This is a genomic window from Sphingomonas sp. EU05-FHT14C10 (genome assembly GCF_058790595.1).
Map to the genome: position 1 here is coordinate 1 of NZ_JBYTEN010000035.1, position 13,521 is coordinate 13,521.

Annotated in this window: 13 protein-coding genes; 9 read left to right on the forward strand and 4 right to left on the reverse strand. The window is 68.1% G+C overall.

What is annotated here, in order from left to right; all coding sequences use genetic code 11:
* Positions 1–182 precede the first annotated feature (182 nt).
* Positions 183–965 carry an alpha/beta hydrolase gene (locus AC3WT0_RS19380; protein WP_492755052.1) on the forward strand — a complete coding sequence of 261 codons (783 nt, stop codon included), beginning with the start codon at positions 183–185 and terminating at the stop codon, positions 963–965.
* On the opposite strand, the gene AC3WT0_RS19385 is transcribed toward AC3WT0_RS19380, so the two are convergent.
* Positions 956–3,652, reverse strand: coding sequence for an ATP-binding protein (locus AC3WT0_RS19385; RefSeq protein WP_492755053.1), 2,697 nt, complete (start codon positions 3,650–3,652; stop codon positions 956–958). The two genes, AC3WT0_RS19380 and AC3WT0_RS19385, sit on opposite strands and share 10 nt — an antisense overlap.
* Positions 3,653–3,782: 130 nt before the next feature.
* Here AC3WT0_RS19385 and AC3WT0_RS19390 point away from each other — a divergent pair, with 130 nt between their 5' ends.
* Together AC3WT0_RS19390 and AC3WT0_RS19395 are read left to right on the forward strand one after the other, a co-directional pair.
* The gene (locus AC3WT0_RS19390) at positions 3,783–4,784 is read left to right on the forward strand and encodes a threonine aldolase family protein (protein WP_492755054.1); all 1,002 of its coding nucleotides are present in this window, start codon (positions 3,783–3,785) and stop codon (positions 4,782–4,784) included.
* Complete coding sequence (locus AC3WT0_RS19395) at positions 4,781–5,701, forward strand: DMT family transporter (RefSeq protein ID WP_492755055.1); 921 nt, start codon at positions 4,781–4,783, stop codon at positions 5,699–5,701. Before AC3WT0_RS19390 ends, AC3WT0_RS19395 begins: the two co-directional genes overlap by 4 nt.
* On the opposite strand, the gene AC3WT0_RS19400 is transcribed toward AC3WT0_RS19395, so the two are convergent.
* The 3 genes from AC3WT0_RS19400 to AC3WT0_RS19410 all read right to left on the reverse strand — a co-directional run bounded on the left by AC3WT0_RS19400 (position 5,614) and on the right by AC3WT0_RS19410 (position 8,135).
* A complete protein-coding gene (locus AC3WT0_RS19400) occupies positions 5,614–6,444 on the reverse strand; it encodes a Rossmann-fold NAD(P)-binding domain-containing protein (protein ID WP_492755056.1) in 831 nt (276 codons plus the stop codon). The two genes, AC3WT0_RS19395 and AC3WT0_RS19400, sit on opposite strands and share 88 nt — an antisense overlap.
* 25 nt (positions 6,445–6,469) lie before the next feature.
* Positions 6,470–6,808 carry a hypothetical protein gene (locus AC3WT0_RS19405; protein ID WP_492755057.1) on the reverse strand — a complete coding sequence of 113 codons (339 nt, stop codon included), beginning with the start codon at positions 6,806–6,808 and terminating at the stop codon, positions 6,470–6,472.
* Positions 6,809–6,887: 79 nt separating this feature from the next.
* Positions 6,888–8,135 (reverse strand): M48 family metallopeptidase, encoded by a 1,248-nt coding sequence (locus AC3WT0_RS19410; RefSeq protein WP_492755058.1) that lies wholly within the window; start codon positions 8,133–8,135, stop codon positions 6,888–6,890.
* A 132-nt stretch (positions 8,136–8,267) separates the two neighbouring features.
* Between AC3WT0_RS19410 and panB the strand changes: the two genes are divergently transcribed.
* The 6 genes from panB (at position 8,268) to AC3WT0_RS19440 (ending at position 13,423) form a co-directional block, all read left to right on the forward strand.
* The gene (panB, locus tag AC3WT0_RS19415) at positions 8,268–9,128 is read left to right on the forward strand and encodes a 3-methyl-2-oxobutanoate hydroxymethyltransferase (protein WP_492755059.1); all 861 of its coding nucleotides are present in this window, start codon (positions 8,268–8,270) and stop codon (positions 9,126–9,128) included.
* Between the two features lie 72 nt (positions 9,129–9,200).
* The gene (locus tag AC3WT0_RS19420; protein ID WP_492755060.1) at positions 9,201–9,899 is read left to right on the forward strand and encodes a tetratricopeptide repeat protein; all 699 of its coding nucleotides are present in this window, start codon (positions 9,201–9,203) and stop codon (positions 9,897–9,899) included.
* Complete coding sequence (locus tag AC3WT0_RS19425) at positions 9,896–11,257, forward strand: outer membrane protein assembly factor BamB family protein (RefSeq protein ID WP_492755061.1); 1,362 nt, start codon at positions 9,896–9,898, stop codon at positions 11,255–11,257. Before AC3WT0_RS19420 ends, AC3WT0_RS19425 begins: the two co-directional genes overlap by 4 nt.
* Before the next feature lie 81 nt (positions 11,258–11,338).
* The gene (gene der, locus AC3WT0_RS19430) at positions 11,339–12,703 is read left to right on the forward strand and encodes a ribosome biogenesis GTPase Der (RefSeq protein WP_492755062.1); all 1,365 of its coding nucleotides are present in this window, start codon (positions 11,339–11,341) and stop codon (positions 12,701–12,703) included.
* Positions 12,700–12,903, forward strand: coding sequence for a sulfurtransferase TusA family protein (locus AC3WT0_RS19435; protein ID WP_492755063.1), 204 nt, complete (start codon positions 12,700–12,702; stop codon positions 12,901–12,903). The genes der and AC3WT0_RS19435 overlap by 4 nt, the downstream gene beginning before the upstream one ends.
* A gap of 97 nt (positions 12,904–13,000) precedes the next feature.
* Positions 13,001–13,423, forward strand: a complete 423-nt coding sequence (locus AC3WT0_RS19440) for an Hpt domain-containing protein (RefSeq protein WP_492755064.1) — start codon at positions 13,001–13,003, stop codon at positions 13,421–13,423.
* Positions 13,424–13,521 lie beyond the last annotated feature (98 nt).

The following is a 13,521-nucleotide window of genomic DNA, read 5'->3' on the forward strand; positions in this document are numbered from 1 at the left end:
TGGGAGGAAAGGGGGGGGGGGGGGGGGGGGGGGGGGGGGGGCGGAACCCCCCCCCCCGCCGCACGGCCTTGCCCTCCACGGCATCGAAAGGCCGGGCGCATCGAAACCTACGGATAATTGGGGCGAGCGCCCTGCGGACATAAAATCCAGCCATCGACGATATCGAGAACGGAGATGGTGCGATGCCTATTGATCGGCGCTCGTTCATGCAGGCCGCGTTCGCTGCGGCCGCCGCTTCCACTCTCGCGACGCCGCGCATGGCCTTCGCTGCGCCCGGCGTGCGGACCAAGGCGCGCAACGTCGTGCTGGTACACGGCCTTTTCGCCGACGGATCATCCTGGTCGGAAGTGATCGCGATCCTGCAGGCGCACGGGCTGAATGTCACGTCGGTACAGAACCCGCTGACGACGTTGCCCGAGGCCGTCGCGGCGACAACGCGCGTGCTCGACCGGCAGGACGGGCCGACCGTGCTTGCCGGGCACAGCTTCTCGGGCATGCTCGTGACCGATGCCGGCGTGCATCCCAACGTCTCCGCGCTCGTCTATGTCGCGGCGCGGGCGCCCGATGCAGGCGAGGATTACAGCGCGCTGGCGGCGCGCTTCCCGACCCCGCCGGCAAGCGCTGGCATCGTCTTCGACGGCGACGAGGGGCGGCTGACCGAGGAGGCCTTCTTGCGCGACTTCGCCGGCGACGTGCCGGAGGCGAAGGCGCGCGTGCTCTATGCGGTGCAGGAACCGTTCCACAAGGCGCTGCTCGCGGGGCGGACGACCAACGCCGCCTGGCGCAGCAGGCCGAGCTATTACGCCGTCTCGACCGAGGACCGCACGATCAACCCCGATCTCGAGCGCTTCATGGCGAAGCGCATGGGCGCGAAGACGATCGAGCTGAAATCGAGCCATGTCTCGCTCATCTCGCACCCGCACGAAATTGCGCGGCTGATCCTCGAGGCGGCCGGTCAGGCCTGATCGGCATCGGCTGCCTCGACGGCGCCGGGTTTGACGATGTGCGCTTCGTCGAAATCGAGCGTGAAGGCCGCGCCGCCATCCGCGCGGTTGCCGGCATAGACGCGGACATGCATCGCATCGGCGAAGCCCTTGACGATGGCGAGGCCGAGGCCGCTGCCGCCGGTGCGATCATGCCCGTCGCCGCGAACGAACGTGTCGAAGATGGTCGCGACGCGATCCTCGGGCAGGCCGGGGCCGCGATCGAGCACCGAAAGCGTCAGCCCGCCCTGGCGGCGCACCGCCTCGATCCTGATCTGGCCGCCGCCATGCTGCGCGGCGTTGGCCAGGAGGTTGACGAGGATGTGGTGGAGAAGGCGCGGATCGGCGCGGACCAGTGGCAGCGTGGGCGGGACGGCGAGGTCGACCGCATCGCTGTCGAGCGTGCCGCGCAGATCGTGGACCGCGCTCGCCACCGCATCGGTGAGGTCGATGGGCTCGGGGACAAGATGGAGCGCGCCTGCATCAATACGCGCCATATCGAGCAGATCGTCGAGGAAGCGGCGGAGGCGCTGCGTTTCGGACTTGAGGATCGGCAGTGTCTCGGATTTAGGGATCTCGGCCTTGAGCGCCTCGACCGCTGCCGCGATCACGGTGAGCGGGGTGCGCAGATCATGCCCGATCGACGAGAGCAGGGCAGTGCGCAACCGATCGCGCTCCTTGAGCATCGACAGGTCGCGCATCTCGCTTTCGAGCGCGATGCGTTCGTGCGCGAGCGCGGCCTGGCCGACCAGCGTGGCGAGGAGCAAGGCGCGGTCCGACGGCACCGGTTCCGTCCCGTCCTCGCGCGCGATGCCAAGCACGGCGAGGACGCCGAGCGAGGTCTTGAGCGGGTGGAACTGCCAGTCGGCGGCATTGAGCGTGCTTGAACCGTGGCCCGCCGCCTCGCCTCGCGCGAAGGCCCAGTCGACGGCGGCGATGTCGACGGGATCGAGGCGCTCGACCGGCGGGCGCGCGGCGAGGATTCGTGGCGGCCCGCCCAGCGGATTGCGGGCGAGGACGACGGCGTTGACGTCGAGCAGGCGGGCGACTTCCTCGCAGATGGCGCCGGCCGTCGCCTCTGCATCGGAGACGCGTGCGAGCGTCTGGGCGAAGCCGGCGACGGCGGCATTCTCGCGCGCGCTGCGCACGCCGAGAGCGGCGCGCGAACGCAGCTGGCCGGCAAGCTTGCTGGCGAAGGTCGCGACCGCGAGCAGCACGAAGACGGTGAAGACGCTTTCCGGATCGCCGATCGTGAAGGTGTAGAGCGGCGGGAGGAAGAAGAAATTATAGGCGAGCGCGCAGATCGCGCCGGTGATGAGCCCGACGCGCAGGCCGTAGAGCGTCGCCGCTGCAATTGTCGGCACGAGATAGATGAGATCGATCCCGCCGCCGCCGATGATCGGCTCGACCAGCTCGGCGAAGCCGGTGGTGAGCGCGATCATCGCCGACACGAGCGCCCAGACGAGCGGCGATCCCCAGCGGCTGGCAGGCGCGCTGCGCCGGGAGGTCTGCGCTCCCTTGGTCTGGGTCGCGGGAATGACGTGGACCGCCAGGCCCTCGCTATGCTTGAGCAGCCGATCGACGACCGATCCGTGGCGCAGCTCGAACCACCAGCTGCGGACCGATTTGCCCATGACGAGCTGGGTCGCGCGCATTCCCTGGATCTGGGCGAGCAGCCCGGCAGTGACATTCTCGGCCGGGACGGTCGCGATCGTGGCGCCGAGCGTGCCGGCGAGGCGGAGCGCATCGGCGAGGCGCGCGCGATCGGCCTTGCTGAAGGTGTCGGCGCGCGGCGTCTCGATGAACACCGCAGTCCAGGGCGCGCGGAGCGCGTCGGCCAATCGCTTGGCGGTGCGCACGATCATGTCCGACCCCGGCAGCTCGCTGACCGCGACGAGCACGCGTTCGCCGGCCGCAAAGGTGCCGGGCAGGGCGTTGGCGTCGAGATGCTCGAGCATCTGGTGATCGACGCTGAGCGCCGCGCGGCGCAACGCCAGCTCGCGCAACGCCGAGAGGTTGGACTTGGAGAAGAAGTGCGTCAGCGCGCGCGTCGCCTCGTCGGGCACATAGACCTTGCCGTCCTTCAGCCGCTCGATCAGCTCGTCGGGCGGAAGGTCGACGATCTCGACCTCGGCCTGATCGATCGCGCTGTCGGGAACGGTCTCGCGGACGCGGACACGGGTGAAGCTGGCGACGACGTCGCCGAGGCTCTCGATATGCTGGACGTTGAGCGTGGTATAGACGTCGATGCCCGCTGCGAGCAGCTCGTCGACATCCTGCCAGCGCTTCGGGTGGCGACATTCGTCCGGATTGCTGTGGGCATATTCGTCGACCAGCACCAGCCGGGGCGCGCGGTCGAGAATGGCGTCCAGGTCCATCTCCATCAGCGTGCCCGTTGCGTGGGCGACGGGCATGCGGGGAATGATCTCGAAGGGGGCTAGCAGCGCCTCCGTCTCGGCGCGGCCATGCGTCTCGACCACGCCGACCACCACGTCGACGCCGGCGCGCAGCCGCTCGGCGCCTTCGCGAAGCATCTCGAACGTCTTGCCCACGCCGGGCGCGGCGCCGAGGAAGATCTTGAGCTTGCCGCGATCCTCGCGCTTCGCCTGGCGCAGTAGCGCATCGGGCGACGGCCGCGAGTCGGTCGGAATCTTTGCGGGCGCGGTCACTGCGCGGCTTTAGCGCAGGCGAAGCGGCGTGTCGATTTGCGGCACCGCCAGATGACGGAAGTTAAACCTTGGGGACAGGAAAGCGGGCGGGCGCTTGACGGCGGTTGCCATCCCCAGCAAAGGCGCGGTCATGCGCTTCTTTTCAGACAATGCGGCGCCCGCTCACCCGGCGGTGCTCGACGCGCTTGCGGCCGCCAACCGGCTCGACACCGCTTATGACGGCGACGCGCTCAGCCGCTCGCTCGATACGGCCTTTTCCGACCTGTTCGAGACGCAGGTGCGTGCGCTCTGGATCGCGACCGGCACGGCGGCCAATTCGCTGGCGCTGGCCGCGCTCTGCCCGCCGCATGGCGGGGTGATCTGCCACCGCGACGCGCATGTGCAGAATGACGAATGCGGCGCGCCCGAATTCTTCACCCATGGCGCGAAGCTGCTGCTCGCCGGCGGCGATGGCGCCAAGCTGACGCCCGAGACGGTGCGCGCGACCGCCGATGCGATCGCCAACGACGTCCACCGCGTCCAGCCGCACGCGCTGACCATCACCAACGCGACCGAATATGGCCGCGTCTATCACCCTGCCGAAGTTGAAGCGCTGGGCGATCTGGCGCGCGCGCGCGGCTGGGGCTTCCACATGGACGGAGCCCGCTTCGCCAACGCCCTGGTCCACACGGGAGCCTCGCCTGCGGAACTCACGTGGCGCGCGGGCATCGACGTGATGAGCTTCGGCTTCGTCAAGAATGGCGGGCTTTCGGCCGAGGCGCTGGTCTTCTTCAAGCCCGAACTTGCCGATCTCGTCGCGATCCGCCGCAAGCGCGCGGGGCATCTCCTGTCCAAGGGCCGCTATATGGCGGCGCAGATCATCGCGATGCTGAAGGACGATATCTGGCTGGACAATGCGCGCGCGGCCAACGCCAGCGCCACGCTGATCGGCGAGGCCGCGGGTGACCGGCTGATCCATCCAGTGGAAGCGAACGAAGTGTTCCTGCGCGTGACGGCGGCCGAAGCTGCATCGCTGCGCGCGCTGGGCTTCGACTTCTACGACTGGGCCGAAGGCGAGGCGCGGCTGGTGACGAGCTGGGATCAGGACGCGGCGGCGGTCGCACCGCTCGCCGACGCGATCGCACGGCTGTGACCGAAGGCACGGCCCCGCTCACCGCGCGCCAGCGCGGGCGGGTCGCGCTGCCTTTCATCATCGTGACGCTGATCTGGGGATCGACCTGGCTGGTGATCCGCGACCAGTTGAGCGTCGTGCCGCCGCTCTGGTCGGTCAGCTATCGTTTCCTGCTTGCCGGCGCCGTGATGCTGGGCGTTGCCGCCGCGCGCGGGACGAGTGTCTGGATGAAGCCCGCCGATTTCGGCTTCGCGGTCGGGCTGGGGCTGACGCAGTTCGTGCTCAATTATAATTTCGTCTATCCGGCCGAGCATTATGTGACCTCGGGGCTGGTTGCGCTCGTCTTCGCGCTGCTCGTCGTCCCCAATGCGCTGCTCAGCTGGATCTTCCTGAAACAGGGCGTGTCGCGCGCTTTCCTGATCGGATCCGGAGTGGCGATGGTCGGCGTCGCCTTGCTGTTCGCACATGAGATGGAAACCGCCGTGGCGGGGCCGCGCGCCGTCATGACCGGAATTGCGCTGACGCTGGCGGCCGTGCTGGCGGCCTCGATCGCGAACGTCATGCAGGCGAGCGAGCGGGCGAGGGCGCTGCCGGTGATGGTGACGATGGGCTGGGCGATGCTGATCGGCGCGGTAATCGACGCGCTGCTCGCCTGGGCAAGCAGCGGACCGCCGGTGTTCGAATGGCGGATCGGCTATGTTGTCGGGCTGTTCTACCTCGGCATTTTCGGGTCGGCGATCGCCTTCGCGCTCTATTTCGACCTGATCAAGGAAATGGGCGCGGCGCGCGCGGCCTATTCGAGCGTGCTGATCCCGGTGATCGCAATGGGCCTCTCGACGCTGTTCGAAGGCTATCGCTGGTCGGTCGAGGCGGCGGTGGGCGGCGCACTGGCGCTGGTCGGGTTGGTGATCGCGCTGAGGGCGCGCAGCCCCGCCTGATAGTCGGGATAGGCCGGCCGCCAGCCGAGCCGGCGCTTGGCCTTGCCGTTGGCGATGCGGCGGCTGCTTTCATAAAAGGCGCGCGTGGCCGGCGGCAGATCGGCAAGCGGCGTGAAGGGCGGCGGCGCGACCCCGATCAGGCGCGCGGCATGGGCGACGACATCGGCCTGCGGAGCGGGGCGATCGTCGGCGAGATTGTAGAGGCCGGGTGGACCACCCTCGATCGCGAGAATCAGCGCCGCGACGATATCGTCGACATGGATGCGGCTGAACATCTGGCCGGGAAGATCGACGCGGTGCGCCTGCCCGTCGCGCAGCCGCGCGATCGGCGAACGGCCGGGGCCGTAGATGCCGGGGAGGCGAAAGACGAAGGCATCGGGGAACAAGGTGCGCCAGGCGCTGTCGGCGTCGTGGCGCGCGGGGCGGCGGCCGGGCGCGGTCGGCGCGGTCTCGTCGATCCACGCGCCCTGCGCGTCGCCATAGACGCCGGTCGACGAGAGGTAGAGCATCTGGCGCCCGGCCGCCGCGAGCGCGGCACCATGGGCGCGGAGCACGGGATCGCCGCCCTGATCGGGCGGGACCGACGACAGGATGTGCGTGGACCAGCCGATCAGCGCATCGACGCGACCGGCGTCATCGAAGCGCGCGCGATCGACGGCGCTCACCGCCCAGCCGCGCCGCGCCGCGCGATCGATGAGGCGCGACGCGGTATAGCCGGGTCCGAAAACGAGGAGGCGACTCATGCCAGCGGACCGGCCGCCGGTCCGATCAGGGATTGCGCTTCAGCACCCGGTCGCAGGCCTTGCTGTTCGAGCCGTGGCCGATGCGGTTGCCGACGAGTGCGCCTGCGCCTGCCGCCAGCACCGTCTCACCCAGGCCACCACCCGCAAGCAACGAGACGCCGGCGCCGCCGGCACCGCCGATGATCGTGCCCTTTTTCGTACCCTTCTTGCGCTGGAGCAGGCACCAGCGGACATCGTTGCGATCTTTGGGCGCTGCACGGGCGACGCGCGCGCTTTCCTTGGCGCTGAGCGACGCCGCAGCGGCCGGCGGCGCGACGAGCGCGACGATCAGCGCGCAGGGCAGCAGCTTCGCGAGCTTGGGCATGGAACGACCTCCTTAAAAAAGACACAGGGTGATCCCGACAATAGCCATCGCCCCGGCGGCCGACAATCAACCGGGAGGCTTATGGCGCGGGCTTTTGGCTTTGTTTTTCCTTCGCCTCGACCTCGGCCAGATGATCGGCCTTCCACTGCATCGCCATATGGACGCGCGTGTGGCCCGAGGGATGATCGAAGAAGATGACCTCCTCGATCGGGCCGGGTTCGATCTTGCGATATTCGCTGAGCTTCATCGCGATGTTGGCGAAACCGTCGGGCTCGCGCGCCACGTCGAGGCCGAAGGCGTCGGCCTGGCTTTCGTCGATGCGGGTCAGGCTGTTGATCGCGGGCGTGGCGATGATGCCGAAGAAGGAGACGATGATCAGGAAGAGCGGCGTCACCGCCGGGTCGGTCACGTCATGGACGCCCCATCCGCCGCCCCAGCGCGCGAGCAGGCGCGGGGTGAGCCGATAAAGGAGCAGGAAGGCGGCGAGGAAGATGATCGAGAAACCGGCCAGACCCCACCAGATATGGTTGAGGACATAATGGCCCATCTCATGCCCCATCACAGACTTGATCTCGGCCGGGGTCGAGCGGTTGAGCAGATTGTCGTTGAGCGAGATGCGGATCGTGGGGCCAAGCCCCGAAACATTGGCCGAGATGCGCTTCGACTGGCGCGAGGCATCGACGACATAGATATTGTCGGCCGGGATGTTGTGGGTGTGCGCCATGGCCAGAATCTCGTCGCGCAGCGGCCCCGGCTTCATCGGCGTGTAGCTGTTGAAGAGCGGCATGATGAAAAGCGGCGCGATGACGGCGCCGATCGCCGCGAAGCCCGTCATCGCCAGCGTTCCCGCCAGCCACCAGCCGCGCGGCAGGCGACGGATGACCGCGAAGATCAGCATCAGCAGCAAGGCGGTCATGACGATCGAGACGATGAGCGCGATGCCCTGTTCGCCGAGCCAGGCACCGAAGCTCTGGTTCATCAGCCCATAGTGCTTCTCGCGGAAGAAGCCGGTGTAGATCGTCCAGGGCAGCTGGATGATCGTGGTCGCGACGACGAAGGGCACGGCATAAAGCGCGGGGGCAAGCCAGCGCTTGCGCCCGGTGCGCGCCGCCCAGGCGCTGAAGCGCGCCGACCATCCGCTGCGCAGCAGGATCCAGCAACTGGCGGCGGTGACGAGCGCGTTCCACAGGATCAGCCAGTAGCCGCCCTCGAAATAGGCATCGGATTTGGCACGCGCCGGCCCCGCCAGCGTGTCGAGATAGGCGCGCGTCGCGGCTTCGACATCGAAGCCTTGCGTGGCGGCGGCGACCAGAGTGATGAAGCTCATGTCATTCCCCCCGGAATTGATTGCGCGCAACGCAGCACTGCGCGCGCGAAAAGGCAATCGCCTTCGTGCGTTGACCCGCTTTCGCCCGTGCGGGCTTGGTCGGCGCGGCGGAAAGGGCTAGGGCTGCTGCCCATGTCCACCACCTATACGATCGACACGTCGACGAGCCGCGCCAACCCGACGCCCGCGCCGATGAAGCGGCTGACGGTTCCCGCGATCCGCCAGCGCAAGGGCGGCGAGCCGCTGGTGATGCTGACGGCCTATACGGTCCGCATGGCGCAGCTGCTCGATCCGCATTGCGACATGCTGCTGGTCGGCGACAGCCTGGGGCAGGTGATCTACGGCCTGCCCTCGACCGTGCCCGTCAGCCTCGAGATGATGTGCGCGCACGGCGCGGCGGTCGTCAGGGGCAGCTATCATTCGGTCGTCGTCGTCGACATGCCCTTCGGCAGCTACGAAGCGTCGAAGGAGCAGGCCTTCCTGAGCGCCGCGCGCATCCTGAAGGAAACCGGCGCCGCGGCGGTCAAGCTCGAAGGCGGCGAGGCGATGGCGGAGACGATCGCCTTCCTTTCGGCGCGCGGCATCCCGGTGGTCGCGCATGTCGGCCTCACCCCGCAGGCGGTGAACGCGCTGGGCGGCTATGGCGCGCGCGGGCGCAGCGAGGCCGAGGAAAAGAAGATCGTGGCCGATGCGCGCGCGGTCGACGCGGCGGGGGCCTTCGCCATCGTCATCGAAGGCGTGCTGGAGCCGATCGCGATCGCGATCACGCGCGAGGTATCCTGTCCGACCATCGGCATCGGGGCTTCGGCGCAGTGCGACGGGCAGGTGCTGGTCGCCGAGGACATGCTCGGGCTGTTCGAGCGGACGGCGCGCTTCGTGAAACGTTATGCCGCGATGGCCGATCTGGTGAGCGAGGCCGCAGGCGCCTATGCCGCCGACGTGCGCGACCGCAGCTTCCCCACGCCCGACCAGACCTATCAGCCGAAGGGCTAGGCGGTTTCCCTGCTTTCCCTTGGCGGCGGGCATCGCTAAGGTCCGCCGCGCTTTGCCCCATGGAGACGGATTTTGGCTTTAACGCCGACTGACAACGAAGCCTTTCTGCGCGAAGTCGATGAGGAGCTCCGCCGCGATCAGATCTCAGGTTTCTGGAAGACTTACGGGCGCTGGGTCGCGATCGCGATCGGCCTCGGCCTCGCCATTTTCGGCGGCTATCTCTGGTACCAGAATCACCAGCTGAAAGAGGCGGGGATCGAGGGCGAGAAGATGGCGGCCGCGCTCGACTCGCTCGGCGCGAACAAGCTCGACGTCGCCAAGCCCGAGCTCGACGCGCTCGCCAAGTCGACGCGCCCCGGCTATTCGGCCACCGCGCGGCTGGCGCTGGCCGACATCGCGGTGCAGAAGGGCGACGCCAAAGGTGCGGCGGCGCAGTATAAGGCGATCGCCGACGATGCTTCGGTCGCCAAGCCCTTCCGCGACATCGCGCTGATCCGCCAGACCGCCGTCGAGTTCGACACGATCGCGCCCGCCGATGTCACCAGCCGGCTGAGCGGCTATGCCGTCCCCGGCAATCCCTGGTTCGGCAGCGCGGGCGAGATGGTCGCCATCGCTTATATGAAGCAGGGCAAGACCGCCGAGGCCGGCCGCCTGTTCGCGCTGATCGCCAATGATGTCGGCGTGCCGCGCAGCCTTCGTTCACGCGCCGTGCAGATGGCGTCCCTATTGGGTGTCGACCCGTCCGCCGTCAATGGAAGCCCCTCGAAATGAAGCGTGTTTTCGCCAATATCCTGATGCTTTCGGCCGTCGCGACGCTGGGCGGCTGCGGCGTTCTGAAGAAGAGCGAGCCCAAGACGGCGGTGCTCGGCCATCGTATCCCCATCCTCGTTTCCGAAGCGAGCGTGCAGGTCGATCCGACGCTGGCAGAAGTGCCGGTGGCGGTGCCGCCGGCAGTCGAGAATGCCGAATGGACCCAGCCGGGGGGATCGGCGACCAAATCGATGGGCAATCTTGCGCTGGCGCGCGATCCCAAGGAAGCGTGGAGCGCCAGGATCGATCCGGGCAACGGGCGTTCGCGGCTGGCCGCCGCACCGGTCGTCGCGAACGGGCGCGTATATATCGTCGACACGCGCGCCAAGCTGCGCGCCTTCGACGCCAAGACGGGCAAGCTCATCTGGCAGGCTGATGTCGGCGACGCCAAGGATGTCGGCGGTGGCAAGGGCTTCCTGTCCGGCGAGATGAAGGGAACGAGCGGGATCGTCTTCGGCGGCGGCGTCAGCGTCGACGGCGATCGGCTTTATGCGACCAACGGGCTGGGTGACGTGGTGGCCTTCGATGCCGAGGGCAAGCAGCTTTGGAAGAAGCGCCCGGGCAGCCCGCTGCGCGGCGCGCCCACCGTCGCCAACGGCGTGGTCTTCGCCATGTCGCAGGACAACCAGCTTTATGCGCTGCGCGAAAGCGACGGCAATGTCGAATGGACGGCGAGCGGCACTGTCGAGACCGCCGGCATCTTCGGCGTCGCCGCGCCCGCTGTCGGGCAGGGAACGGTTGTCGCCGGCTTCTCGTCGGGCGAACTCAACGCCTATCGCTACGAGAATGGCCGCAACCTGTGGCAGGATGCGCTGTCCAAGACGAGCATCTCGACGCAGGTCGGTATCATCAACGATGTCGATGCCGATCCCGTGATCGATCAGGGGCGCGTCTATGCGATCGGCGAAGGCGGCCGCATGGTCTCGCTCGAACTGGTGACGGGGCAGCGGCTGTGGGAAATCAATCTCGGCGGCATTTCGACGCCCTGGGTCGCGGGCGAATGGGTCTATGTCGTCGCCGATGACGGCCGCCTGCTGTGCATCGCACGCACGACGGGCAAGGTGCGCTGGGTGAGCCAGCTCCAGCGCTGGAAGAAGGAAAAGCGTAAGAAGGGGCAGATCGCCTGGGCCGGGCCGGTGATGGCGGGCGACCAGCTCATCCTCGTCAGCACCGAGGGGCAGATCGCCTATGTCGCGCCCGAAACGGGCGAGGTTCGCAAGATCGTCAAACACAAGACGCCGATCTTCCTGCGGCCGGTGGTGGCGGGCGGCACGCTCTTTACGATCGACATCAAGGGCAAGCTGACCGCCTGGCGCTAAGCCCCGACAGGGCGGTCGCGCGGGGACGCCTGCGCCCAATCTTCGACAAGCGGTGCAGAACAGGGTAGGGGCGCGGGAATCATGTCCCGCAAGCTCCCAATCGTGGCGATCGTCGGTCGCCCCAATGTCGGCAAGTCGACACTGTTCAACCGTCTCGTCGGCAAGAAGCTGGCGCTGGTCGACGATCGCCCCGGCGTGACACGCGATCGCCGCGAGGGCGACGCGACTCTGCTCGGCTGCGATTTCCGCATCGTCGACACCGCCGGCTTTGAGGAAGACGATCCGCAGAGCCTGCCGGGCCGGATGCGCGCGCAGACCGAGGCGGCGGTGACGGGTGCCGACGTAGCGCTGCTGATGATCGACGCGCGCGCCGGGGTCTTGCCGCTCGATGCCGAGATCGCGCGCTGGCTGCGCTCGGGCGACACGCCGGTGGTGCTTGTCGCCAACAAGGCCGAGGGACGCGCGGGCGAGCAGGGCGTGCTCGAATCGCTCGCGCTGGGCTTCGGCGATCCGGTGCAGCTCTCCGCCGAGCATGGCGAGGGGCTGGCCGATCTGTTCGAGGGGCTTCAGCCCTTCATCGACCTGCCCGAGGACGAAATCGAGGAAGACGGCGTGGACGAGGATGGGGAGGCCGCGGACGGCCCGCTCAAGCTCGCCATCGTCGGTCGCCCCAATGCGGGCAAGTCGACGCTGGTCAACCGTCTGCTCGGCGAGGACCGGATGATCACCGGACCCGAGGCCGGGATCACGCGCGATTCGATCGCGGTCGACTGGGAATGGCAGGGCCGCCCCGTCCGGCTGATCGATACCGCCGGGATGCGCAAGCGCGCCAATGTGCAGGACAAGCTGGAGAAGCTGTCCGTCGCCGATGCGCTCCACGCGGTCGACTTCGCCGAGGTCGTCGTGCTGCTGCTCGACGCGACGCGCGGGCTGGAGGCGCAGGATCTGCGCATCGCCGATCTCGTGCTGCAGGAAGGACGCGCGCTGATCATCGCGCTCAACAAGTGGGACGTGGCGGAAAACCCCAGCGCGCTGTTCAACGGCGTGCGCGCCGCGCTCGACGAGGGTCTGGCGCAGGTGAAGGGGCTGCCGGTGCTCACCGTCTCGGCGGCGACGGGCAAGGGGCTCGATCAGCTGCTCGCCACTGCCTTCGAGGTGCGCGATGCCTGGTCGATGCGCGTCACGACCGGCCAGATCAACCGCTGGCTGGAGCGCGCGATCGAGAAGAACCCACCGCCTGCGCCCGGCGGCAAGCGGATCAAGCTGCGCTATGTGACGCAGGCCAAGACGCGCCCGCCGAGCTTCATTCTGTTTGGCACGCGCGTCGACCAGCTTCCCGAAAGCTATCGCCGCTATCTGCTCAACGGCATCCGGCGCGATCTGGGCTTTGGCGCGGTGCCGGTGCGGCTGACGGTGCGCGCACCCAAAAACCCCTTCGACCGGTGATCGACGCGCGCGGGATGCGCTGTCCGTGGCCGGCGCTGCGCGTGGCGCGCGCGATGCGCGGCGCGGACCAGGCGCTGATCGTGGTGGACGATCCCGCCGCCCCGCGCGAGATCGGCGCGCTGGCCGCAGAGCAGGGATGGAGCGTGGCCGAGGAGGCGACTGCGATCGGCACGGGACTGCGCGTTCGCCGGCCCGCCTGAGGCGCGCGAGGCATCAACCCGTCATTTACTATCCGTCCCTATGATGTTCGCGAAGGCCTCCAGAGCCGGACCGTCGGGATAAAGGGATACGGGCGCAGTGTCCGACATGCAGTCAGAATTGGTTGACTGGACGATGTTCCAGGAAGCGCGCGCCGAGCTGGGCGCCGATTTCGTGCGTATCCTCGGCTATTTTCGCGAGGATGGCGCAAAATCGGTGATGCAGATCGAAACGGCGATGCGTGGCGCGATCGCGGCGGCGCTGGTGCTGCCGGCGCATACGCTGAAGGGCGAATCGCGCCAGTTCGGCGCGGAGCCGCTGGCGGCGCTTGCCGAAGAGATCGAAGTCGTCGCGCGACGCTGCGTGGAAATGCATCAGGCGCCCGACGAGCTGATCGAGAAAGTGGTGCGCCTGCGCCCCCTGTTCGAGGAGACGCTGGCGCTGTTCGACCGCGAGACCAATCCGCTGGTTGAGCGCCGCCCGGCCTTCGGCCGCAAGGCGCAGAGCTTCGGGCGGGGTTAGGTTTTCCAGAATGCGCTGAAAGCGCATTGCGCGGCGCCGGCCCGCTCCCCCACCCGGCCTCTCATCTAGCATATACTGAGTGGGAGGCCGGGTGGGGG